Origin of the sequence: Paenibacillus sp. FSL R5-0766, from assembly GCF_037971845.1 — a bacterium.
Lineage (GTDB): Bacteria > Bacillota > Bacilli > Paenibacillales > Paenibacillaceae > Paenibacillus.
Genome location: NZ_CP150227.1, coordinates 5,343,084 through 5,367,376 on the forward strand (window position 1 = coordinate 5,343,084; position 24,293 = coordinate 5,367,376).

At 46.8% G+C, this 24,293-nt stretch carries 20 protein-coding genes and 1 pseudogene; 4 read left to right on the top strand and 17 right to left on the bottom strand.

Translation table 11 applies throughout. The features are described 5' to 3' along the window. Nucleotides 1–33: 33 nt before the first annotated feature. Both MKY66_RS23125 and MKY66_RS23130 read right to left on the bottom strand, forming a co-directional pair. Nucleotides 34–699, bottom strand: coding sequence for a bifunctional 2-keto-4-hydroxyglutarate aldolase/2-keto-3-deoxy-6-phosphogluconate aldolase (locus tag MKY66_RS23125; protein ID WP_017686833.1), 666 nt, complete (start codon nucleotides 697–699; stop codon nucleotides 34–36). 87 nt (nucleotides 700–786) lie between these two features. Continuing rightward, a complete protein-coding gene (locus tag MKY66_RS23130) occupies nucleotides 787–1,752 on the bottom strand; it encodes a sugar kinase (RefSeq protein ID WP_076212428.1) in 966 nt (321 codons plus the stop codon). Nucleotides 1,753–1,973: 221 nt separating this feature from the next. On the opposite strand from MKY66_RS23130, the gene MKY66_RS23135 reads away from it, so the two are divergent. The 3 genes and pseudogenes from MKY66_RS23135 to ilvD all read left to right on the top strand — a co-directional run bounded on the left by MKY66_RS23135 (nucleotide 1,974) and on the right by ilvD (nucleotide 5,383). Continuing rightward, nucleotides 1,974–3,014 carry a fucose 4-O-acetylase gene (locus MKY66_RS23135; protein ID WP_076212429.1) on the top strand — a complete coding sequence of 347 codons (1,041 nt, stop codon included), beginning with the start codon at nucleotides 1,974–1,976 and terminating at the stop codon, nucleotides 3,012–3,014. A gap of 123 nt (nucleotides 3,015–3,137) precedes the next feature. Continuing rightward, nucleotides 3,138–3,380: pseudogene (locus MKY66_RS23140) on the top strand (general stress protein); the annotation flags it as partial. A gap of 317 nt (nucleotides 3,381–3,697) precedes the next feature. Continuing rightward, nucleotides 3,698–5,383 (top strand): dihydroxy-acid dehydratase, encoded by a 1,686-nt coding sequence (ilvD, locus tag MKY66_RS23145; protein WP_076212431.1) that lies wholly within the window; start codon nucleotides 3,698–3,700, stop codon nucleotides 5,381–5,383. A gap of 85 nt (nucleotides 5,384–5,468) precedes the next feature. On the opposite strand, the gene MKY66_RS23150 is transcribed toward ilvD, so the two are convergent. Further along, nucleotides 5,469–6,872 (bottom strand): polysaccharide deacetylase family protein, encoded by a 1,404-nt coding sequence (locus tag MKY66_RS23150; protein WP_076212433.1) that lies wholly within the window; start codon nucleotides 6,870–6,872, stop codon nucleotides 5,469–5,471. A gap of 174 nt (nucleotides 6,873–7,046) precedes the next feature. Here MKY66_RS23150 and MKY66_RS23155 point away from each other — a divergent pair, with 174 nt between their 5' ends. Then, complete coding sequence (locus MKY66_RS23155) at nucleotides 7,047–8,243, top strand: AI-2E family transporter (RefSeq protein WP_076212436.1); 1,197 nt, start codon at nucleotides 7,047–7,049, stop codon at nucleotides 8,241–8,243. Here the strand turns inward: MKY66_RS23155 and MKY66_RS23160 are convergent. The 14 genes from MKY66_RS23160 to MKY66_RS23225 form a co-directional block, all read right to left on the bottom strand. Further along, on the bottom strand, nucleotides 8,222–10,063 hold the full coding sequence (locus tag MKY66_RS23160) for a penicillin-binding protein 2 (RefSeq protein WP_339806094.1): 1,842 nt from the start codon (nucleotides 10,061–10,063) through the stop codon (nucleotides 8,222–8,224). The genes MKY66_RS23155 and MKY66_RS23160 overlap by 22 nt on opposite strands. A 93-nt stretch (nucleotides 10,064–10,156) precedes the next feature. After that, complete coding sequence (locus tag MKY66_RS23165) at nucleotides 10,157–12,445, bottom strand: methyl-accepting chemotaxis protein (protein ID WP_076212447.1); 2,289 nt, start codon at nucleotides 12,443–12,445, stop codon at nucleotides 10,157–10,159. Nucleotides 12,446–12,679: 234 nt separating this feature from the next. Next, nucleotides 12,680–14,008: a U32 family peptidase gene (locus MKY66_RS23170; protein WP_076212450.1), complete on the bottom strand. Its 1,329-nt coding sequence runs from the start codon at nucleotides 14,006–14,008 to the stop codon at nucleotides 12,680–12,682. Nucleotides 14,009–14,025: 17 nt separating this feature from the next. After that, complete coding sequence (locus MKY66_RS23175; RefSeq protein WP_076212451.1) at nucleotides 14,026–14,955, bottom strand: peptidase U32 family protein; 930 nt, start codon at nucleotides 14,953–14,955, stop codon at nucleotides 14,026–14,028. 14 nt (nucleotides 14,956–14,969) lie between these two features. After that, entirely contained in the window at nucleotides 14,970–16,010 is a 1,041-nt protein-coding gene (gene mltG, locus MKY66_RS23180; protein WP_256704260.1) for an endolytic transglycosylase MltG, read from the bottom strand. A gap of 76 nt (nucleotides 16,011–16,086) precedes the next feature. Beyond that, on the bottom strand, nucleotides 16,087–16,401 hold the full coding sequence (locus MKY66_RS23185; RefSeq protein WP_047844066.1) for a DUF1292 domain-containing protein: 315 nt from the start codon (nucleotides 16,399–16,401) through the stop codon (nucleotides 16,087–16,089). Continuing rightward, entirely contained in the window at nucleotides 16,402–16,701 is a 300-nt protein-coding gene (locus tag MKY66_RS23190; protein WP_017686820.1) for a DUF1292 domain-containing protein, read from the bottom strand. It abuts the gene before it with no gap. A gap of 12 nt (nucleotides 16,702–16,713) precedes the next feature. Further along, entirely contained in the window at nucleotides 16,714–17,130 is a 417-nt protein-coding gene (ruvX, locus tag MKY66_RS23195) for a Holliday junction resolvase RuvX (protein WP_036616953.1), read from the bottom strand. A gap of 128 nt (nucleotides 17,131–17,258) precedes the next feature. Next, a complete protein-coding gene (locus tag MKY66_RS23200; RefSeq protein WP_036616950.1) occupies nucleotides 17,259–17,519 on the bottom strand; it encodes an IreB family regulatory phosphoprotein in 261 nt (86 codons plus the stop codon). Between the two features lie 242 nt (nucleotides 17,520–17,761). Then, nucleotides 17,762–20,392: an alanine--tRNA ligase gene (alaS, locus tag MKY66_RS23205; RefSeq protein WP_074096207.1), complete on the bottom strand. Its 2,631-nt coding sequence runs from the start codon at nucleotides 20,390–20,392 to the stop codon at nucleotides 17,762–17,764. Nucleotides 20,393–20,826: 434 nt separating this feature from the next. Then, the gene (locus MKY66_RS23210) at nucleotides 20,827–21,894 is read right to left on the bottom strand and encodes an AI-2E family transporter (RefSeq protein WP_076212453.1); all 1,068 of its coding nucleotides are present in this window, start codon (nucleotides 21,892–21,894) and stop codon (nucleotides 20,827–20,829) included. Nucleotides 21,895–22,188: 294 nt separating this feature from the next. Then, nucleotides 22,189–22,398, bottom strand: a complete 210-nt coding sequence (locus MKY66_RS23215) for a hypothetical protein (RefSeq protein ID WP_017686815.1) — start codon at nucleotides 22,396–22,398, stop codon at nucleotides 22,189–22,191. Between the two features lie 10 nt (nucleotides 22,399–22,408). After that, nucleotides 22,409–22,930, bottom strand: coding sequence for a PRC-barrel domain-containing protein (locus MKY66_RS23220; protein ID WP_017686814.1), 522 nt, complete (start codon nucleotides 22,928–22,930; stop codon nucleotides 22,409–22,411). A 164-nt stretch (nucleotides 22,931–23,094) separates the two neighbouring features. Continuing rightward, nucleotides 23,095–24,246, bottom strand: a complete 1,152-nt coding sequence (locus MKY66_RS23225; protein WP_076212455.1) for a cysteine desulfurase family protein — start codon at nucleotides 24,244–24,246, stop codon at nucleotides 23,095–23,097. Nucleotides 24,247–24,293 lie beyond the last annotated feature (47 nt).

The following is a 24,293-nucleotide window of genomic DNA, read 5'->3' on the forward strand; positions in this document are numbered from 1 at the left end:
ATTCAGGCTCCCTTTCTCCGAATTGAACAAATATTATTCAGCCTTGGCCTTGCGGTAAGCATCCATATATTGTTCCGCTTTGCGACGGACATGACTCAGGTCACCCGTCTTCACAGCTTCCGATGTCAAGTCGGAACCGATCCCTACAGCCACTGCTCCACCCTTGATCCAATCCCCCAGATTAGACAAGGATACCCCGCCAGTTGGCATAAAATTCGCCTGCGGCATAGGGCCCTTCATCGTTTTGATAATCGAAGGATCATACAGATTACCCGGGAACAACTTCACAATGTCCACACCGAGTTCCAGTGCGCGTTGAACATCAGCAATCGTCATCACACCAGGCAGAATCGGAATTCGATACAGGTTGCAGATCTGAACCGTATCCGGGTTCAGGGAAGGTCCAACTACAAACTCGGCACCCGACATGATGGCCGCTCTTGCCGTTTGCGGTTCAAGCACCGTTCCCGCACCAATAATTGCGAATTTCTCTGGATCTTGTGTGTTCCAATGGTATACACGGCTTAATTTTTCAATGGCTTTGAGCGCACTGGGTACTGTCATCGTAATCTCGATAACTTTAATGCCACCCGCAATCGCTTGCTCGGCCATGGCAATGACTTGATCCGCAGAATCTGCACGCAGAACCGCCACAACCCCATTGTCCGTAATCTTTTGCAACAGCTGAAGCTTCTTCATTTCATTCTCTCCCTTGTCAATGTGGTGGTTGTGTATACAAGCCTTACATTTAAGAACGAAGATGAGCCATATATGATTTCAGAGCGACTAGCGCTCAACATGGGCAACGTTGTTCAGCTTGGCCTCGACCTGCCCCCACGTCGGGAGCGCCTCCCAATCGCCAACAGCCTGTATAACCATGGAACCGGTCAAATTGCCGAGACGGGTTGCTTCCTGCGGGGAGTATCCTTTTAATAACCCCGATAAAAATCCCGCGCAGAAACCATCTCCTGCTCCTACCGTATCCAGAACATAATCCGCCTTAAAGTACGGAACTTCCGTTAGGGTACCATTCGCCAATACGTAGGTCAAATCAGGACCACCCTTCACGATGCACACAGCATTCATGGAAGATAAACGCTCAAGTACTTTTTGATCATTTTCTTCGTTGTATAGAAGTTTCATCTCGTCCAGACCCGGTAAAAAGTAGTCCGCCAGTTCAGCTAAACGCAGTATAACCGGACGGGCCTCATCCGCAGACCATAGTTTGAGACGCAGATTTGGATCAAAGCTTACTTTCACACCTGCCTGTTTGGCAATATGTATGGCAGCCTCTACCGTAGCAAGTCCGGACGGGCTTATCGCTGCCGTTATACCCGTAACGTGCAATATCTTCGCCCCGGCAATATAATCAGGATCCAGATCATCAGGTGTGATCGCACTTGCAGCAGATAGCTTCCTATAATAATGCACCGAGGCTTTCCCGGAAGCGTTCTCACGAATCATCAAACCAGTTGGCTCGTGATCACTCAACCTTACCCGGGATACATCTACGCCTTCACCGCGAATGGCTTTCAGAATCATACTGCCGATCGGATCATTGCCCAAGCGTCCAAACCAACCACTGGTATGCCCCAGGCGGGATACGCCAATAGCCAGATTGCTCTCAGCACCCCCGAAAGACTTGTCCAGTGTGGCTGCATATTCCAGCCCTCTTGTATCCTTGGCAGTCAGCAAACCCATACTCTCCCCAAACGTAATAATTTCCGGGCTTGGATAGGGACTCGTTGACATGATTTCTTCCCTCCTTATATTTACATTCCCTCATCTTCTTTTTCTATTGTCATCCTCTATGCAACCGTTGTCAATCCCGTTGTGTTCATTTTGTTGTCACAGCTTTGAGAAAAGATAACGCTTACCAATGTGAATTAAATCACAATAGAAAATGTACATCCATATTACCCTTATTACAGATGCAAATGACCTTGTAACCAGGTCTATAAGGGGGCTACACCATGAAAAATCAGACACTGATCCGGGATGATCAGGAATCTTTCTTTTACAATCTGCGCTTTATGCTTATCGTCTGTGTCCTTGCTGGTAATGCACTTGAACCACTCATTACACGTTTTGCAGGAGCGGAAGCTCTGTTCCTGTGGATATATACGTTTCACATGCCACTCTTTGTATGGGTAACCGGGTATTTTGCGACACACTCACTCCAAGGTGCGCCTGGGCGAAACGTCCTGAAGCAGATTGCACTGCAGTACGTACTGTTTCAGTCCTTATACGCATTGATGGACTTTACCGTATTCCATACACCCCATATGCGGCTATCCTTCTTTGCACCTTACTTGCTGTTATGGTTTCTCGCGAGTCATTTCTGTTGGCGACTGCTGCTTCGTCTGACGATTTCCTGGAAACCGATATATCGGCTGATTGGATCGATTGCGCTCGGTATAATTGCCGGGTATTTGCCCATCGATGGGTTCTGGCTCAGCTTCAGCCGTACATTTGTATTTTTGCCGTTTTTTGTCATCGGTTATGACTATGGAGCAATCATCCGTTCACATTTATTATCCGGTTGGGGGCGGAAAACCGCAGCCATCCTCTCTGTTGCACTGTTGGTATGGATCGGGTATGGTGGTTTGAACATTTCTTCCGGATGGTTACTCGGCAGCATGACGTACGCCGAACTGGGTCACCACGAATGGTATGCCGGCATCTTCCGACTTGGAGTCTACCTATTGGAGATCGCATCGGCAGCACTGTTCTTGGCCTGGGTACCTTCCTTGACTTCCAGACTGACGGACCTTGGACGACGCACACTTTATGTATTCCTGCTGCATGGGTTTCTCGTTCGTCTCGCGATCTGGTCCGGAGTCTACAGTTATATGGGAAGCTCGGCGTATATTCCAGTCATACTTATCATTGCCGTACTCTTCGCAGTCACCCTGGCTCTGCCGGCTGTACGTCACACCTTCAAACCTTTAATTGAACCGGATATATCCCGATTTTCTTTCCATCGACATGAGGTGTTTAAACGGTCGGTCTAATGCTCTGACGGATCTCTTCACCATCGATTCTATCCTGCTGTGTTGTTTCAGGCTGGAAATAAGGTGGTAAATTAGGGATACGCGCTACAAAAAACAACTTATCGTTGTAAGGAGTGATTTGTAATGGCACGTCAACCGACGTCAGAACGCAAGATGAGCCGTGAGGAAGCCGGCAGACTAGGTGGTAAAGCCACTTCCAAGAACCATGATCGAAGCTTCTACCAGATGATTGGTAAAAAGGGTGGAGAAGCGACTTCAGATGCCCATGACACTGACTTTTACAAGCAGATTGGTCGCAAGGGCGGCGAAGCAACCTCCGAAACTCATAATAAGGAATTCTATCGTGAGATTGGACGCAAAGGTGGAAGCAACTAACGAATTCCGCTCGCCACATCGAAACATGATCATAGCTTTCCCGCAAATCAAGAAGTCTAATTCCATGAAAATGGTTTGAGGCTTCTTTCTATTGATTGTAGAAATATGACGACGGTTGTGATAGACTCAATAGAAAAACCGGGTGTTCACGGGTTTAAAGCAGCAAAGAATTTCACAAACTACGGGGAGCTCGACACCGGCATGCCGGTCCTTTTTTTTAGAGTACGGATGAAATTAAACGACAGATGCACTGCCATTTACTTTTCCATTCATGTTGCTCAATATTATATATTTGGGGGGAATACACCATGTCAGCCAAGAAGATGCGTTCCGATATGATCAAAAAAGGTTTTGACCGTGCACCACACCGGAGTTTGCTCCGCGCAGCGGGCGTAAAAGAAGAGGATTTCGGCAAGCCGTTTATTGCCGTATGTAACTCATACATCGATATCGTGCCCGGCCACGTCCACCTTCAGGAATTCGGTAAAATTGTAAAGGATGCTATTCGTGAAGCCGGTGGCGTTCCATTCGAATTCAACACCATCGGAGTAGATGATGGAATTGCCATGGGACACATTGGTATGCGTTACTCGCTGCCAAGCCGTGACATTATCGCGGATTCCGTGGAAACCGTTGTATCTGCACACTGGTTCGACGGCATGGTATGTATCCCGAACTGCGATAAAATTACACCTGGCATGATGATGGGTGCACTCCGCTGTAATATCCCTACCGTGTTTGTCAGCGGTGGACCGATGAAAGCCGGTCGTGACAGCACTGGTAAAGCTCTATCCTTGACCTCTGTATTTGAAGGCGTAGGCGCTTATCAAGCAGGTAAAATCGATGATAAGAGCTTGCTTGAACTTGAACAGTTCGGCTGTCCAACATGTGGATCATGTTCCGGTATGTTTACTGCAAACTCCATGAACTGTCTGGCTGAAGCGATGGGACTGGCTATGCCAGGTAACGGAACCATCCTGGCTGTTGCTCCTGAGCGTCGTGAGTTTGTTAAACAATCTGCTAAACAACTAATGGAACTTATTAAAATGGATCTGAAACCACGTGATATCGTTACTGTAGAAGCGATCGATAACGCGTTTGCACTGGATATGGCGATGGGTGGATCTACAAATACAGTACTGCACACGCTGGCACTGGCTCATGAAGCTGGCATCGAGTATCCAATCGAGCGCATCAATGAAGTAGCTAACCGCGTTCCGCATCTGGCGAAACTTGCACCTGCTTCCGATCTTCACATCGAAGACGTTCACAATGCAGGCGGCGTAAGCGCAGTGCTGAACGAATTGCTCAAGAAACCAGGCGCGATTCACGGTGACTGCATTACTGTAACGGGTAAAACGATCCGTGAGAACGTTGAAGGAAAAGAAATTCAGGATACAAATGTCATTCACCACCTGGATAACCCGCATTCCGAAAAAGGCGGCCTGGCTGTATTGTTTGGTAACCTTGCACCACAAGGCGCTATCATCAAAGTTGGTGCAGTTGATGCTTCGGTTGGCGGATACCACAAAGGTCCTGCCATCTGCTTTGACTCCCAAGAGCAAGCGCTCGAAGGTATTGCTAACGGCAAAGTAAAAGAAGGACATGTTGTTGTTATCCGTTATGAAGGACCAAAAGGCGGACCAGGTATGCCTGAGATGCTGGCTCCTACTTCCCAGATCGTAGGTATGGGGTTGGGTGCTAAAGTCGGTCTGATCACCGATGGACGCTTCTCTGGCGCATCCCGCGGAATCAGTATCGGACATATCTCTCCGGAAGCAGCTGAGGGTGGTCCAATCGCCTTTGTTGAAGAAGGAGACATCATCGAACTGGATCTGAACAACCGTATCATCGAATTGCACATCAGTGACGAAGAGTTTGAACGTCGTCGCGCAGGTTGGAAAGGCTTTGAACCGAAAGTAAAAACCGGTTATCTGGCTCGTTATTCCAAACTGGTTACCAATGCAAGCAACGGTGGCGTACTGAGTATCTAATTCATTAATAAATAAAGGGTTGCTCTTCTGCCAAATCTGGCGAAGGGCAACCCTTTTCTTTTGCTCGTTGGTGTGATCAGTCCGTTTAGTTCCGCTCTGGTATTATCTCTTGTTCAATTAACAACGATTCATCTCTGGATTCTTCTACCGTTGCTGCCACCTGCATCGTATGTTGACCGTAACGATCCAACAGCAGATCCAGCGGCATGGCAATCATCTTGGGCACCAATTTGTCTGTACGCTGTTTCAGACGTTTGGTTCCTGCCGGGTGGATTACACTTAACAGCAGTTTCAGGTATACTTTGGATGCAGCACTGAACGGTCCAGGGGGCAATTCTTGTATGGTAAATCCGAATTTTTCTGGGCCTCTATTAATCATGCTTACACCGTATATCGCCTTGGCAGAGCGTAACTCAGGTTCGAGTGCCACCATGCGTGCCAGATCCGGCAATTGCTGTTCCATGGTCCGGATCATGCGAATAGCCAAATGCATACTGGAACGTGATGTCACTCCAAGTTCAAACAACTTCTGATTGTCAAAATGCAGTTCGATCACCGGATCTCCATTTTGAATAACATGGCCGTCATTCATCTCCACCCGCGCTCCGTGATATACACGTGATCTGAAGTGCAGCATGGGGTCCTCTGGCGAAGCCGTCCGCAGATGATATACCCAGTGAAACAACTTCTCCCAACCCAGCCACAAGGTCACAACGAGTCGCTTCCATAACTTCAGTGGTGTCTGTAATTGCGTTTTGTTCTGAGATTCGCTCACTGTGATACCTCCCATCAACGTATCAACGCGTACACTTTGCAGCCCACGCCGTTCAGCTTCCTGCAAGACGACTTCCAGCGCCTGAAGCATCTGCTCCGGCGCGTGTGCATCTGCACCAAGGGTCGTTCCTCGATCATGCAGCAGCATGACCTCCCCGCCTCTCAGTTCCTTCAGCATCCGTTCGGTCAATCTCTGGGCACCTACTCGGCTTCTCCAGTCTTCAAACATGGAGGACCACAGTACAATCTTTCGTTCTCTCTTGCTGAAAAAATCAAACAGATTCATAATTCCCCACGGTGGACGATAATAACAAGTCTTCACACCGGTTACTTCATGGATAATTTGACCTGTTCGCTGAATCTGATCACGAACAGTACGCGGCCGCATGAGCCAGTTCGTCTTGTGAATATAATTATGAATGCCAATAAGATGACCTTCGTCATGTATGCGCTGAATAAGTTCTCGATGACTCGCAGCATGTTCTCCAACGACAAAAAATGTGGCTTTTGCTTGATGCTGACGAAGCAGATCAAGCAGTCTCGGCGTATAATGTGGATCTGGCCCATCGTCAAACGTTAATGCAAATTGTGTATCACTTCTTCCCCGTCGAAATACACGAAAACCAAAAAGCCTGCTAATCAAACTCGGAATAAAGGCGTAAAAAGATGAAAGATACAATAACCACAGTAGAATACTCTGAAGTATCATTGTCATGTTGCAAGCTCCCCACTTCTCCTGCTGAATTACGGTGCACTATAGGCACTATCTAAAATAAACCTCCTTTAATTTTATCATAATTCAGACTTTTCTTGAATCCTGTTTTCCCAAAAAGATAGCTATCGTGTACAATAAATACAATCTAAATATTGCATCAAAGGAGCCATGTCCATGCTACCGCTTTACAAAAAATACGGGCGAACTGTCTTTGACATCGCATTGCTCATATTAACCGTGTATGTGATCATGTACAGTTTCAGTCAATTATACCAAGTGGCTGCACCCGTCTTTCTATCATTCATTGTGTATTGGATGATTGAACCACTGGCCAAATTTTTACATCGCAAAGGGTTGCCCAAGACGCTTGGAGCCGCCATCTCCGTCTTGTTGTTTCTTGCATTAATTGTCGCTGCCTTTTTTGGTGTGGGCTTAATTATCATTTCACAAATTTCCAATCTTCAAGATAATTTCCCCGTCTACATTGAGATGATACAACGTGAATTCACCAATCTGGTGTTATTCATTCAGGACAAGTCAGATGCTCTCCCTGATGGAGTTATGGAAAAAGCGAATGATTATTTTGCAACACTGACCGGGTTCCTGTCCAAATGGGTAACTAGCGGCGCGCAATTCGTCGTAGGTTTCCTCAGTTCATTCTCTTCGTTTATTACGAACTTCGGAATTGCGATTATTTTGGCATTTTTCCTCAGTATCGAGATTGAATCCTGGCGCAAGTTCGCCCGTGCGAAAACGCCCAAAACATTAAAGTTAGCTATTGAATTCATGCGTAATCACGTGTTCAAGACAATCCGCTCGTATCTGAAGGCACAGATGATCATGATGCTCATTACGTTTGTATTGATTTATGCAGGTTTGTTGATTTTGGGAACCTCTAATGCCTTTACCATTGCAGCAGTCTGTGCGGTTTTTGATCTGGTACCATTGCTTGGCGTTCCTGTTGTGTTTATTCCATGGATCGTCTACTTATTCATTATTGGCAATAGTAGCCTGGCGATTGGCCTGATTGTGATTCTGGCAGTGACGATGCTGACAAGACAATTGCTGGAACCGAAAATATCGGGTAACTCGATTGGTGTATCTTCGGCGTACTTGATGCTTTCGTTTATGCTGATCTCCCTTTCGATCTTTGGCCTGGCTGGTGTCGTGTTATCTCCAGTGCTTCTGATCCTTCTGAAAGAACTGTTACAACAAGGGTACCTGCAAAAGTGGATTCACCTGCCAAAAGATGAATTTGAGTCCTCTCCATTGGTCATGGACCCACCCGTTCACAAGGCCTCAGCGAATTCTGCCGAGTCTACTGTACAACGTCCCGTTTCTGCGAAGGATCATGAGGACTCAGCCAAATAGTCCATCACCTTCCTGAAAAGAGCCGTCGCCTGATGTTGGCTGTCAGGAGAGACATCTTGAACAAGAACAGCTACAGCATATTGGGGTTGTTCTACCGGCCCATAACCAATGAACCATTGATTGTTGCGCTTCTCTCCATGTTTCTGTACCTGAGCTGTACCTGATTTCCCTGCAACATGCCACCGTGCACGCTGCAGGGATTTTCCTGTTCCCTCACGGACTACTTTATTCATCCAGGATAACAGTTTATGCGCTGTTGCAGGAGCAATCTGTCCTGATGCTGAAGGTGAATCATGCAAGGGCATCTCCAGCATGGTGCCACCATCCGCATATCGGATGCGCTTAACGAGACGTGGTGCACTAACCTTTCCATCATGTAACAGTGTAACGATCAGATTGGCAGCTTGCAGCGGTGTGACCAAGACATCGCGCTGGCCGATTGCTGTCTGTATTTTCGCACCTTCATCAGCAGAAGAAACAGCCTCTGTTCTCACACGCCCGTGATCCTCATGATCAAAGTGTCGTAACACGGGCATTCCTGCCATCTGCTTCCCCTCCCAGCCAATCGGACGTGCGAGTCCCAGACGATCAGCCGTGTTCTCCAGTTGCTCAATACTAAGCCTGCGCGCCGTTTCCGCGAATACGATGTTGCAAGACTCAGCGAATCCTTGCTCCAGATTCAGGTCTCCATGCCCATGCTCCTTCCAGCAAGACAGCCCATATTTTCCGTACTCACCACCGCAATGGAATTCTTCTCCCGTAGAAACCGCATGATACTCCATAGCAGCAGCGGCAGTGACAATTTTGAAAATGGAACCCGGTACGGCTCCCTGTACTGCACGATTTCCCCAGGCCGATTGCTTGGGGTTCACATGTTGTGGCTGATAGAAAGGGCGGGAGATCATGGCACGAACATCTGCGTTAGCAGCATCTAACACAACAATGGCCCCTTCTTGTAATCCAGATTCTTGCGTCAACTCTTCCAACCCACGCTGTAACTCAGCATCCACTGTAGTTTCTACACGTAAAGGATAATGGCTATTGGTCGGTGCAATGACGTGCGGCTGAATATCAGGGATAATCTCTCCACCACCCGAGACCATGCGTGATACAAGCGTAGGGCCAATTCCCCTTAACAGGGGTTCAAGTGTCCTCTCGAGTCCAGCTGCCCCTGATTTCATAGCAAATGGCTGTTTTACTTCATCCTGATGCCCAGTTATAACCTTGGAGGACTCAGGCTGTTCAGCCAGATAACCCATCCACTGCATTCCTGTATGCCCCTGAAGATACCTTGTCATCATCGGATAGATGCCAGCTCCTTGCAGCTGCAAACTACGTAGGCGCTCCACCTGAGCAGACGTCAAATGAACAGGCTGATGTGTACCTGCTGTCCAGAAATGAGGTATATTTTCCTGATTCCATTCCTTCTTCAATTGATCCAGATCGGTATGTAATATAGCTGCCAACTGTATCATCTCGGAGCCTTCTAATGCCCCATGCTTGCGTAATGTCTCTAATGGTCCTGCCTGTGGAAAAAGAACCAATCCCCATTGCAGCTTACCGGTTAACGCTTCACCCTTGTAATCCGTAAATTGTCCCCGCCCTGGGTCAAGCATCACCCCCCGTTCACGCTGCAATACAGACATTTCACGTACCGTTCGGTGAAATCCAGGCATCGTCTGATTCACCTGAACAATCTGGACCCACCCCAATCGTAGTATAAGCAATCCAAAGACAAGAGTTAGAAGAATACAAGTTATATAGATTCGCCGTTTCGCAAGAAGATGCATCCCAATCTCACCTTTTGTCGTTTTGACCATATTATTGCTGATATAACTTGGAATTATCCGGTAAACAAAAAGAAAACCTGTCCCATGTGCGGGACAGGTTCTCCACATTTCAACCTTGGCTTGTTACACCGTAAAGCGTGACAAGGTTTCTTTCAGTTCAGTAGACACATTCTCCAGTTTGCCAGACAGATTGACCAGCTGGTTACTGATATTTTGCTGTTCACTGCTCAAGGAAGCTACTTCTTGGGACGTTGCAGAAGATTCTTCAGCTACAGCGCTGACATTACTCATGGCTTCAGACAAGGTACCTTGAGATTTGTTTAAATCTCCAATAGAACCTGTCACCATGCCCAGACGTTCCACAAATGCACCCATCTGTTCCTGTACGGAAGCAAAGATGACGTTGGTGTCTTTAACCGCATCCATCTGTTCCTTGAATAACGGATAGGCTGCCGACAAAGCATCCACGGTCTCATTCATTTCAGTCATGATTTTGTCTGTGATCTCTCCAACCATCTCAATGGATTGTCTGGATTGAGCCGCGAGCTGACGAACCTCATCAGCCACCACCATAAATCCGCGTCCGGCTGCACCGGCACGTGCTGCTTCAATGGTTGCATTCAGGGAAAGGATATTGGTCTGCTTCGTTATGTTTTGCAGTACTTCAAGCACTTTCAGAACAGAGGACGTGCTCTCTTTCAGCGAATCAACCTTATACACCAGTGCACCAATCATTTCTTCTGTCTTCTGGGTTTTGGTCATCAACTGATTCAGATGTTGTGTTCCTGTCTGACTGGACTTCTCTACATGACGAGCAGAATCACCCATCTGTTCATTAGCAGCGATTACACTCTGCATCTGACGAGAGATATTGTCAGTTAATTCATTACCACGTTCCGTTTCGGTTGCCAAACTGCCTGCACCGCCTGCGATCTCCTCTGTAGCTACGGCGATCTCCGAAGCAGATACAGCCGTTTTCTTGGATGCACTGCTCAGCTCAGAGGCTGTATCCAATACTTCCTGCGCAGAACGATTGGTTTGTTCAACCAGCTTAGTAATCTGCTCCATCATCAGATTGAAGGCGGTCGAGAGCTGACCAATTTCATCCTTGGAGCTATATGGGGTACGAACTTTAAGATTACCTTTCGCACCTTCCTGCATCAGGTCTTTCAATTTGCCGAGTGGACGAGCGATCATACGCACCATCCAGATCCCGATCAATACTGCAATCCCCGCATCAATCAGCGCCATCCACAAGGTCAGGGTTAGAATGCCCTTTGCATCCTGGACCAAAACAGAGGTAGGTATCATACCAACCAGTTTCCAATTGGATGTATCCATCGTACTGTATACAGCCAACATTTCCGTAGATTTTCCATCTACCACATACTCCGTATTCGTACTACCTGCTGGTTCGGTCAACTCTTTGACAAATGCAAGCTCTGTATCTTGTCCCGTACGATCCGAGATGGAGGATGCAACCACTTTATTATCCGGAGCAATCAGTTGAAGAACAGCTCCTGGCCCCAGATCAAGCGATTTTAATTGTTCCTCCAAAACTTCCAGTTTTAGTTCAATAACCAGAACATACGACTGAGTAGTCCCCTGCAAGTTTTTCATGGAACGTGCAATTTTAAACGTTGGCGTTGAGCCATCTTCCTTGACCTCTGTTGGAAGCCAGCGATAACCACCCGCCTCAATCAACTCACCATACCATGCTTCCTGGCGAATGTTGCCCATGGATGAACTGTTGCTACCTGTACCCATAATGGACTTTGTATCGTCCGTAGGCACCAAATAAATCGCTTCCATAGATTTATTTGTAAATGCAACATTAGACAGTTGCTTGTTGATGGAACTTGAGTTTATGAATGTATCATACGCAGTCAGATTTTGATCTGACATTTTTTGTAGCAAGGACTGCATTTCAGGATCAAAGAAAATCTGTGTGGATGTATCCACAAATCTCTCCAAAATAATGTCCATTTTTTGTTTGGTCTGATCAATGGTCTCCTGATTGGCACGTGAGGCATTTTTCTCTATCGTACCCTTGGCTTTTGAATAGGATAATAGACCTAAACTCACTACAAAAATCATAATTCCCGCAAAAAAGATCAAGAACAGTTTAACCCCTACGGATTTAACCGGATTTGCCTTCTTAATCTGTTGGAAAGAAGAGCCTCCAAGGTTTTTCCAATCTCGGTTTTTAAATTGTTTCTTCAACCAATCGGTCTTGATCCAGCCCAGTTTGAGCTTGCTGCGGTCAATCTTAAACAATCTTTTACCATTACCTGTTGTTTTACTTTTGACTACTTTTTCTTTCTTCACTTTCTGAACCTTCTCAGGATTAACCTGCTCGGCTTTTGTCACTTGCTCCCCACTGTCTTTCTGCTTCTTTTGAACCAATCCCATTCACCTGCCAGTAATTTACTTGTTGGATTTTTCTTTCTCTCCCCTATAAATATGTAGTATTCGACAGCTTTCTTCGTTCCCCTTTCACTTCCCAGAAATATTTTACAACTTTATTCCTATTTTTCTATAAAAAAAAGACCCCCATCTGCCGATAAACGGAGGTCCCCATGTAAATTTCATAACACTATTTTGTTAAATCATAATACAATATTGACACAATGTAGGTATTTGAGCCTACTTCTTTTTTCTCATCATATCGAAGTACGCAACCGGTTGGTCTACCTTCATCTTAATCAGTTGCAACGGGTGACGAGCAGCATCTAGAACATTGCCTTCTTCATCCTGTATTTCACCGACGACCTGTTTGAAAAAGTGACCTCCCGGACCGAAAAATTCGATTTCCTGTCCTGGTTTGAAGTGATTGCGCTGTTGAATGGTTGCCATTCCTGTTTCGGCATCATACCCCATGACCAATCCAGCAAAGTCAAAAGGTACGGCCTTTTCTTCCGGTTCATAGATATGATCTTCATGGTCTGGTGTATCATAGAAAAATCCGGTATTGAGCGGACGATTCGCCGCTTTGTTCATTTCTTCAACCCATTCAGGTTTCAGAACATAGTTTTCCGGGTCTGCCATATAGGCGTCAATAGCTTGACGGTATACGTTAACCACAGTTGCCACGTAGTGGATCGATTTCATACGTCCTTCAATCTTGAAACTGTCCACGCCCACATCAATCAACTCGGGAATATGGCCAATCATGCACAGATCCTTAGATCCCATGGAGAATGAATTATCCTGTTCCTCGAACAGGGGAAGCTGGTTCTCACCCAGTTTGAATGGTGCAGGTGCCTTCATCTGCATGTCCTCTTCGCTGACCCACACCGTATCTTCTCTCGCATCCTCGAACAGATCATACTTCCAGCGACAAGATTGGCAACAGCCGCCCCGGTTGGAGTCCCGATCCGTAAAGTGATTGGAGAGCACGCAACGTCCGGAATACGAGGAACACATCGCCCCGTGAATAAAGGCTTCAATTTCAATATCCACATTGGCCTTGATCTCTTCAATCTCTTCAAAGCTGGTCTCACGTCCGAGAACAACTCGCGGGAGTCCTTCATCTTTCCAGAACTTCACAGCTTGCCAGTTGAGTGTGGATTGTTGGGTACTCAGATGTACCTCAAGGCCCGGCACAGCACGAAGGGCTACTTCAATAATAGCTGGATCAGCTACGATGATCGCAGAGATCCCCGCATTATAGAGGTTTTGCAGGTACGTTTCGATACCCTCAATATCCTCATTATGTGCATAGATGTTTGTCGCTACGAACACCTTGGCTCCATACTTTTTGGCAAACTCCACACCTTCACGCATCTCTTCAAAGCTGAAGTTATCCGCGTTGGAACGCAGTCCATAGGCCTGTCCACCGATATATACGGCATCTGCACCGTAATGGATCGCAAATTTCAGTTTTTCCAGATTACCCGCCGGAGCTAGCAGCTCCGGTTTGTCCAGACGGTTACGTTTACCCGAGAACTTCCGCTGTACCGCCACTGTTTCCATTCTGTTCACCTCGTCTATTAATACACTTGTTCTTTATAGAAAAATCCAAACGACAATTCACGTTCAGGGTCCTGTAACTTCCGTACCTCAGCGAGCCACTCTTCAGAGAACTCATATGCATCAGAATCTGCTATATAACTGTCAATCGCTGTCCGATATGCACGTACAACAGCTTCATTGTAGGTAAGTGATTTTAACATACCTTCAATTTTGAAACTGTGCACACCCGCCTCCATCAACAGATGAAGGTCTTCGAGGATACATATATCCTCAGAGCTCATAATGTGTGTACCGTTAATATCCTCGTAGATCGGGAATTTCTCATCCCGGCGTTCAGCCTCGATCAGGAACAATCCACGTTCTTTGCCCAGATGTCCCTCAACCGGCCGCCCTTGATGAGCCATATAACTTTGCACCAGACTGCGCTTGGAATGATAAATATTCGTCATACCATGCACCTGAACCTGAGCCTCCACCTTCAGAAAAGGAACCATTTCCGTCAACTCGTCCATATTCAGCTCTCGGGCAAGTACAACACGACTCGCTCCTTTGGTTCCCCAATAGTTGGCCGTCGCATAGTTCGTTGAAGTCATCTCCGCATTCCAGTGCAGCTTCACATGTGGAGCGTATTCCTTCATGGTAGCCAGCACGGATGGATCATTAAACTCCACACCATCAATACCGATTCTGCCAAGTGCTTGAACATATTCAGGCAATTCTTTCAACAGTTCGTTGGACATCAGATTAGTCATGGATACATACACACGCGCCTGATGTTTGGCTGCAATGGCAACCACCTCTGCTGTCTCTTCCACGCTAAAGCTACCTGGAAGACGCATGCCGAATCGATCATCTCCAATGACCAGAGCATCTGCTCCGGCCTGGAGCAGCACTTCTGCCTCTTTCACATTCGCTGCTGTAACGAGCAGTTCATGTTTCTTACTCATATAATCCCCTCCGCTTATTGCGCAGCCTTACTTTTGGCTATATTTTGCTGGTGTTCCTTATACGTTTTGGCAAATAGATGTCCAGACGAGCCATCCTTTTTTGTCACATAGAACAGATACTCCGAAGCTTCCGGATTTAGCGCTGCCTCAATGGACGGAAGACTCGGACTGGCAATTGGACCTGGTGGCAAGCCTTTGTTCAGGTACGTATTATAGGGACTTTTCACCTTTAGATCCTTGAAAAACAATCGTTCCTTCGGTCTGTCGAGCAGATATTGCACGGTAGCATCAATCTCCAGCTTCATATCCTGATTGATCCGATTGTAGATTACACCTGCAACCAGAGCACGTTCCTCGTCCACTACAACTTCTTTCTCCACGAGTGACGCAATCGTCAGCAGCTCATGAAGGGAAAGGTTCTTTTCTTGGAGCTTGGCTTCCAAATCAGGAATGGAATTAATCTTGGTCTGGAATTCTTCCAGCATCCGTTGCATCACATCATGCGTGGAACTTCCCTTTTTCAGCTCATACGTCTCCGGGAATAGATACCCTTCCAATACGTAGCGAAGTTCTTCATCCACTGGAATATCTTTGATGATATCTACATCAAAGGCCGAAGGATCATTGGCCAGCTTGATGAATTCATCCCGATCTACAACATGCTCATAAGAAAGCTTACCCGCCATTTGCAGAACGTTATAACCCTCCGGAATCGTAAATTTCACCATTTCTTCCGGTACAACTTCACCCCTACTCAGCTTGCTAACAATCTCATCATATGTCACGCCAGGATTCATTGAATATGTACCCGCCATGAAATTAGAACCTAGTTTCTTCCACTTTAAATACCCTTTAAAGGTTAACCCGCTTCGAATGAGGCCTTCTTCTTGAAGCTGATCCGCGATTTTCGAAGTTCCCGATCCGCTCTTAATCTCGAATATGACCGGTTCTGTAGAAGCTTCCACAGGACGCATCATACTCCATACGTAACCGCCTGCGCCTCCGGCAAGAACTACAATGATAAGCAGTATGACTACAATTGCTTTCCCTTTCAAAAAAGAAACAACTCCTTTACACAACCAAAAAGAGCGGACTTCTCCGCCCTCCCGGTTTCTTCAATTTGAAGCTGATTTAATCTTCGTCAATGGGGAGTGTACACTCATCATACAGTTCCGAGATATTCTCCCACTCATCATCATCGTCGATCGTAACTAACTCTGGCATGATCTGGTCTTCACTTCCAGGTGATACCCGCAAAAGTTCAACCTCGTCATAAGGTCGCAACGAACTGCGGAGCACCGCGTACTGCTGACCGTTCACTTCGAACTCAGCCAACAAGTCATACGGTTGTGATTTACCGTTCTCTTCCTCGAGCTCAACATGAGCACCGAATGCCAGACGCAGTGAATCTGTCCATTTCAGGTCTTTGCGGCTATATTCCGTCATTTAGTTCGCTTCCTCTTCATCTTCAGCAAGAAATGTATTAAACGTCTCCTCGACGATATCCCATTCGGCATCATCTTGGATGACGAAAAGTTTAATATCGTCGCCCTCTTCTTCATAACGGAATGCATATACATCCGTTTCGCCATCTTCAGGTTCAACCGGAGCAACCATCATGTACTTGGCCTCCGAACCATCCACTTCAAACTTCATGATGACTTCAAATTCCTCTTCATTACCCTCGTCATCCGCAATGTAAATAATTTCCGCTTCTTCTTCCATACCCAGTTGATCTTCAGCCATTGTTGATCCCCCTCACCTTCTACTATTGGCATCCAAATAATTTTGCAAAATCAAGCTTGCGGCCATTTTGTCCACAACCTGTTTGCGTTTTTTCCGACTGACATCCGCTTCAATCAGCGTACGTTCTGCTGCCATGGTTGTCAGCCGTTCATCCCAAAGGTGAACAGGTAAATTCAGTTCATCCCGCAGGCGATCGGCAAAAGCAATGCATATCTCACCGCGCGGTCCTACGGTGCCGTTCATGTTTTTGGGAAGTCCGACTACGATCTCACTAATCTCATGCTCACGCACAAGTTCGGCAATCCGAGCGAACTCGCCTTCATCACGGCGGCGTTCTAGCACTTCCAATCCCTGGGCAGTCCAACCGAAGGCGTCACTCGCGGCAACTCCGATTCTTCGGTCCCCATAGTCCAAACCTAATATTTTCATCCATGCTCTCCCATCCTGGGGCCTGCTCAGGTCGATTACAAATAATCGCCTTCTCAAGCTTCAGGCTGTCTTCTGTCGGTTCATTTCCCGCTGCCTGCAAGGCTGCAACACAGCGGAAGCGGCGTACATTACCGGTGATTGGCCAGATAGGAACGTACAAGCTCTTCAATCAGCTCATCGCGCTCCTTTTTACGGACCAGACTACGTGCGTTGTTGTGACGAGGAATGTATGCCGGGTCTCCAGAAATCAGATACCCAACAATCTGGTTGATCGGATTATACTCCTTATCGACCAATGCATCATATACCGTGAGAAGAATCTCTTTGGATGATGCTTCCTGTTCGTCACCTTTCACATTAAATTTAACCGTTTTATCCATGGAGTCCATTGATGACACCTCGCTCCTGCATGAACATGGGGACCATGTCCTGCCGAATTGATTTCTGTTTATATAATAACATATTCTGACTGCCACAAGTAAACAAAGGATAAGGCAATTGTGTTTTTTGCTTGTCCTTTACTGGCTTCAGCATAATGCATCATTCGATTCCACACGCTCCCGGGTACAAAAAATAAACGAACAGAACCATTTCGATTTATTTTTTGACGATTGAAAGCCGCTCAATGGATTTATGCATTATGCCCGCTAACCAGCGAAACCGCCAGTTTCAGCGCTTCATCCAGCTTGGTCGCATCCTTACCTCCGGCTTGCGCCATATCTGGACGTCCACCACCGCCACCGCCGCATACTGCTGCGACTTCTTTGACGATTTTGCCTGCGTGTAATCCTTGTTTTACTTGTTCAGCAGGTACTGCTACAACAAAATTCACTTTGCCGTCCGCTGGAGCACCCAATACGAGTACTGCGTTAGGCAATTTTACTTTCAACTCATCTGCCACTGTACGCAGCGCATCCATGTTCGGAGCATCTACGCGTGCTGCCAGCAATTGTGTATTTCCTGCTTGTACCACTTGATCGGTCAATTGACCCGCTTCCATGGCACTCAGCTTGCTTTGCAGGGATTCAGTCTCTCTGGCTGCTTCTTTCAGTTGTTGGTTCAGACCTTCAATCCGTTTAGGTACATCAGCCACATTTGCTTTGAGCAGTGCTGCTGATTGTTTAAGCAATTCCAACTGGCTTTCCACATACAGATATGCGCCGCGGCCAGTTACAGCTTCGATCCGGCGTACGCCGGAGCCAATTCCACTCTCGCTCACCAGTTTGAAGATTCCAATCTCTGAAGTATTATTTACGTGACAGCCGCCACAAAGTTCCAAACTGTAGTCTCCGACTTGAACAACACGTACAATATCTCCATATTTTTCGCCAAACAGGGCCATCGCGCCCATTTCTTTGGCTTCATCAATAGCTTTGAGCTCGATGTTCACGTTCAGACGATTCCAGATCTGTTCGTTCACTTGACGCTCAATCTCTGTCAACTCTTCCGGCGTAATGCTGCCGAAGTGAGAGAAGTCAAAACGCAGACGCTGTGGCTCTACGAGCGATCCTGCCTGATTTACGTGTGTGCCGAGCACATCTTTGAGCGCTTTGTGCAGCAAGTGGGTAGCTGTATGGTTTTTGATAATGTCGCCACGTTTAGCTGAGTCTACTTCGGCATTGATCACATCGCCTACACGCAGTTCACCAGACTCCACAGTTACCAGATGTACATGTTGTCCAAGTGGAGCTTTGAACAAACCTTGTACTTTCGCTGATACACCAGCACCTCGCAGCAAGCCCTGATCACTCACTTGACCGCCACTTTCCGCGTAGAACGGAGTTTTGTCCAGAACAACCTGACACGTTTGTCCTTCGCCTACAGATTCAACAAGGGCATCACCAGCTACGATGGCTACCACTTTTGCTTCCGTCAACAGGTCAGTATAACCAACAAACTCGCTTTTAACCTCCAGGTCAGCAAGTGGTCCGCCTTGGACTTTCATGCTCTCGTTCTCTTGACGTCCAGCACGTCCAAGCTCACGTTGTTTCTGCATGGAAGCATCAAAACCTTCACGATCCACAGTCAGTCCATGCTCTGCAGCATAATCTTCTGTCAGGTCAAACGGGAAACCGTACGTATCATACAGCTTGAAAGCTTCAGGTCCGCTAATAACGGTGCGTCCTTCGGATTTGGCTGTGCCGCTGATATCAGCCAGAATAGCCAGACCATCTGTTAGTGTTTCGTGGAAACGCTCTTCCTCGGTTTTGATTACTTTGGCGATGAACTCCTGTTTGTCTACTACCTCAGGGTAGTACATGCCCATCACTTCACCAACGGTTGTTGTCAATTCATACAGGAATGGACGGTCAAGTCCAAGCACTTTTCCATAACGAACTGCACGGCGAAGCAAGCGACGGATGACATATCCACGTCCTTCATTACTTGGCAGAACACCATCACCTACTGCAAAAGCAACCGTACGGATATGATCGGCAATGACTTTCAGTGCAACATCAATCTCTACGCTGTCGTTATATTTCACACCCGCAAGAGCGGCTGTTCTTTGAATCATCGGTTGGAACAGGTCTGTGTCGAAGTTGGAATCCACATTTTGCAGAATGGAAGCAAAACGCTCCAAACCTGCACCTGTATCAATGTTTTTGTTAGGAAGCGGTGTGTAGCTACCATCTTTGTTATGGTTGAACTGGGAGAATACCAGGTTCCATACTTCCAGGTAACGTTCGTTTTCCCCACCTGGATACATTTCAGGATCACTCATGTCGTTTCCGTAAGCTTCGCCGCGGTCATAGAAGATCTCGGTACAAGGTCCACATGGGCCTTCGCCGATATCCCAGAAGTTTTCATCCAATTTAATGATACGCTCAGCAGGCAGTCCTACTTTTTCGTTCCACAGTTTGAAAGCTTCTTCATCTTCCGGATATACCGTTACGGAAAGACGTTCCGGATCGAATCCGATCCACTCTTTGCTAGTCAAGAATTCCCACGCCCAAGTAACCGTTTCTTCCTTGAAGTAATCTCCAATAGAGAAGTTGCCGAGCATTTCGAAGAACGTATGGTGACGACGCGTTTTACCAACATTCTCGATATCATTGGTACGGATACATTTTTGGGAGTTCGCAAGGCGCGGGTTCTCCGGCTTCTCACGTCCGTCAAAATATGGTTTGAGCGGTGCCATACCTGCATTGATCCACAAAAGAGAAGGATCGTTGTGAGGCACGAGCGATGCGCTCGGCTCGATTTTGTGACCTTTACTTGCAAAAAACTCTATCCATTTAGACCGGATTTCACTGGCTTTCATACTGGATGCCCCCATTAAATTATAATAGTCCGTTGCGTATTCGCTCCGGTTGGTCAACATTGTTTTTGTAAAAATAAACACAAAAAACGCCCCTGAATAATCAGGGACGATGTTATCGCGGTACCACCCTGGTTATTGCTGTTCATCCCTTGCTGCCCGGACAAACAAACAATCTCCTCGTTCATGCGAAATAACGGTCGCTCCCGGCAGGGTTGTCCTGCACTCCGAAATTAGCTTTCCGCCGCTTCATCTTTCAAGACTCTTCCAGCCATCTGTTCAGGCTCACCCTGATCCGATGAAGTCTATTCTCTGAGGAAAGGGACCCTCGGCGTACTTTATTTCATCATCGATTTCATGTTCTCAACATACACACTCATTATATCGGTAGCACAAGCGGGTGTCAACGCGGCCTCTTTGATGTTTTACCCTGCTATTTAGTCGGTCCTTCGTTTGATGTAATAGGCGAAAAAGTGTTGCACAATCACCTTCAACACGGCAAAAACCGGTACTGCCAGAATTAAACCTACAATGCCTGCCAGTTCACCTCCGACGAGCAGTGCAAATATAATCGACAGTGGATGCAGATGCAACGTACGTCCCACCACCTGAGGAGAAATAACGTTACTCTCCAACACCTGGCACAGTGTGTTCACAATGACAACAAGTAGTACCATTTTGAACGATACGGTTGATGCCATGACCACAGCAGGAGCAGCTCCGAGGAACGGCCCCAAGTAGGGCACAATGTTAAACACAGCTACAATGCTTGCAAGCAGCAGAGCATACGGCATATCAATGACGATATAACCAATGTAGGCAAAGATACCAACAATGACACAGACAATAAACTGTCCCCGAATGTAGTTCCCCAGTGCAGTATCGATCTCTTTCATCACCGAGACAATCGCTTTACGACGTGAACGCGGAAGATACGCCACAATGGTGCGCTCAAATACCTCAAAGTCTTTTAACATATAAAAGATCAGAAATGGCACGATAAACACATTGAATAACACATTAATCGTCGCCCCGATATTGTCCATTAGCACGGTAATTCCCTGAGTTAATCGATCCTCCATCTGAAAAAACCAACTGTTCATACCTGTTCGCACACTTGGCGGCATTAATTTGTGATCCATATTGTTCATCAGGCTCTGGGCACGCATGGACAGTTCCGGCATATGCTCGTTGAGTTCCCCCAGCTGTTCAATTAATACCGGAATCACATTCATCAAAATGACACCAAGGCAGGTCAGGAAAAAGGCATATATGAGTAGAACCGCAATTGTACGCGGCACCTTGCGCCCTCCCAGCATGCTGACAATCGGATTAAGTACATAGGATATGATAAGGGCTACGATAAAGGGTGCCAGCACTGTTTTCAGGAACGCATATATGTGAAGCAGTAAAGGCCGTAGTAGCCATATAAAATATAAAATGATCAATCCGAGCAGTAGCCAGATCGCGTAACGGAACAGCTTGTTTTTGGTTAATTGCTCCACTTGCATCTCTCCTTTTGGACTGGCTCTGAGAGTCAGTATATGTAGGAAAGGTAATATTTATTAACACAGCGCAGAAGTGGAAAGGAGTAATCCGAACATTTTTTCCTCAAACCAAAAAACGCCTCCTTCATCAGAGAAGGAAGCGCATTTTGCAGTACGGGTTAGCATATAATCAACCATACACCAGCCGAACCACTATGTAACCGCATCTATATACATCTGCCAACAATTAACGACAGCCTCCCATGACATACATTGTCATGAAACCGCATATAGAGGAAGTTATTCTGCTTATTAAGAAGAAGCGTGAAGATGAGGGAAGTCTTGTGGCAGCTCGTCCCCGAAAAACAGATCATCCAGGGAACTCAGCGTACCGTCTTCTTCCACCTGATATACAGACATTTTCTCACCGTTCACCGTTAATTCGATAAAGCATCCCCAGCAGTAAAACTGGTGGGAACCAATTTTCCCGATATCTTTGGAACTACAGTTTGGACATTTCATATTCATTCACCTATCCATTAACAGAATGAATGGCATTTTCCAAGCGTTGTTCACTCAGCGACGGCACCATAATGGCACTTTCCCCGATGGACATATCGCTTGTACATGGCAGCCATTTGCGGCCCTCGATCAGATCGGACACAAAACCGTCCGTAATTTCAATCCCTATTATTGTATTTCCCAACTCTTGGTCAAAATAAACATCGGAGACACGCCCAAGCAGCAAACCTTCTTCGGTGAGCACGGACATCTCCTTCAATTTAGACCGACCGAGGAGGTACGTGTATTTTATGTCGTCGGCTCCCGTCTTGCGGACAGCCTGTTGATTACGGATCATGACGGCATCTTCGCCGTAGGCAACGATATCTTGCCACTGCACGATTTTGACATGATTGGTAAACAGACCTTTGTTCTCAAGCTCAATGCCTTCGATCTCCCAATCATCATTCACAATGAAATCCTGGATTTTACCGACCTGCTTCCCGTCCTCAACATCAAAAACGGCAAGTCCGATCATTTCCTGAAGCTTCATCGCTGGGTCCTCCTCATCTTCTTATCATTAAATAGGCGCGGCGCTATTGCTAGGTATGCCCAAAGTTGATGAGTGGCAATCAGACGCCGATCATCAAAACCGCTTCTATCCAACCGATGAAATGGAACTTCTTCCCTCCTTCTGTTCCATGTGTAAAGTTCCCCTTAGGGTCTATTACGCAGTCGTCCAAGAATGGTTCCAATTTTTTCGGCGGTTATCATGATTTCTTCCGTAGTATTACCCAATCCCCAGCTAAATCGAATCGCAGAGTGTAAAAATGTTTCAGGCAATTTCATCGCTTTGAGCACATGAGAGACTTCAAGTGAACCTGAAGTGCAGGCAGAACCGCTTGCAACAGCAATTCCTTCCATATCCAGATTCATTAACATCGTCTCTGTGGACACTTCAGGGAAGCTGATATTCAGGATGTTGGGCAGCGTATGCTCCAGGTGTCCATTCACGTGAAAGTGCTCCGTCCCCACATGAATTTCAAGCTGTTCCAACAAAAGTTTACGCAATGCCAAATCATGCTGACGATGCATCTCCGTCTGTGCTGATGCAATCTTGAGAGCCTCTGCAAATCCGGTAATACCTGCGATATTTTCCGTACCAGCGCGACGCTGACGCTCTTGCAGCCCACCGTGAGCTCTTGCTTCCAGCACAATTCCTCGCCGTACATAGAGTGCACCCACGCCCTGAGGTCCGTTGATTTTATGCGCAGAGAAGCTGATCAGATCCACAGGCAGATCCTTACAGGAAATATTCTGGCTGCCCAGAGCCTGAACTGCATCGGTATGGAAAAGAATACCATGCTGACGGGCAAGCTCACCCACCTCAAGTATAGGCTGAATCGTGCCCACTTCGTTGTTGGCATACATCATGGTAATCAGCACCGTATCCGGTCGAATAGCCTCTCGCAGCTCATCCAGACTTATTCGTCCATAACGATCAACAGATAGATAGGTTACTTCATAACCTTGCCGCTCCAATTCCTGACACGTATGCAAAACAGCATGATGCTCAATTGCGGTCGTGATGACGTGTTTCCCCTTATCCTGCCTGGATGAGACTGCTCCAAAGATTGCCAGATTGTCGCTCTCGGTGCCACCTCCGGTGAATACCAATTCGTCCGGGAAACAGCCCAAAGACGCCGCAATGACATCCCTTGCTCCGCTGACAGTCCGTTTGGCCTCACGCCCAAAGGCATGGATACTTGATGCATTGCCAAATTGTCCTGTCATGACGTTCATCATCGCTTCTGCGACTTGTGGATGCATAGGTGTCGATGCGGCGTGATCCAAATAAATTCGTTTCATTTATCTTCACCCCGTTATATGTTAAATTTCTATCTCATGGCAAACTA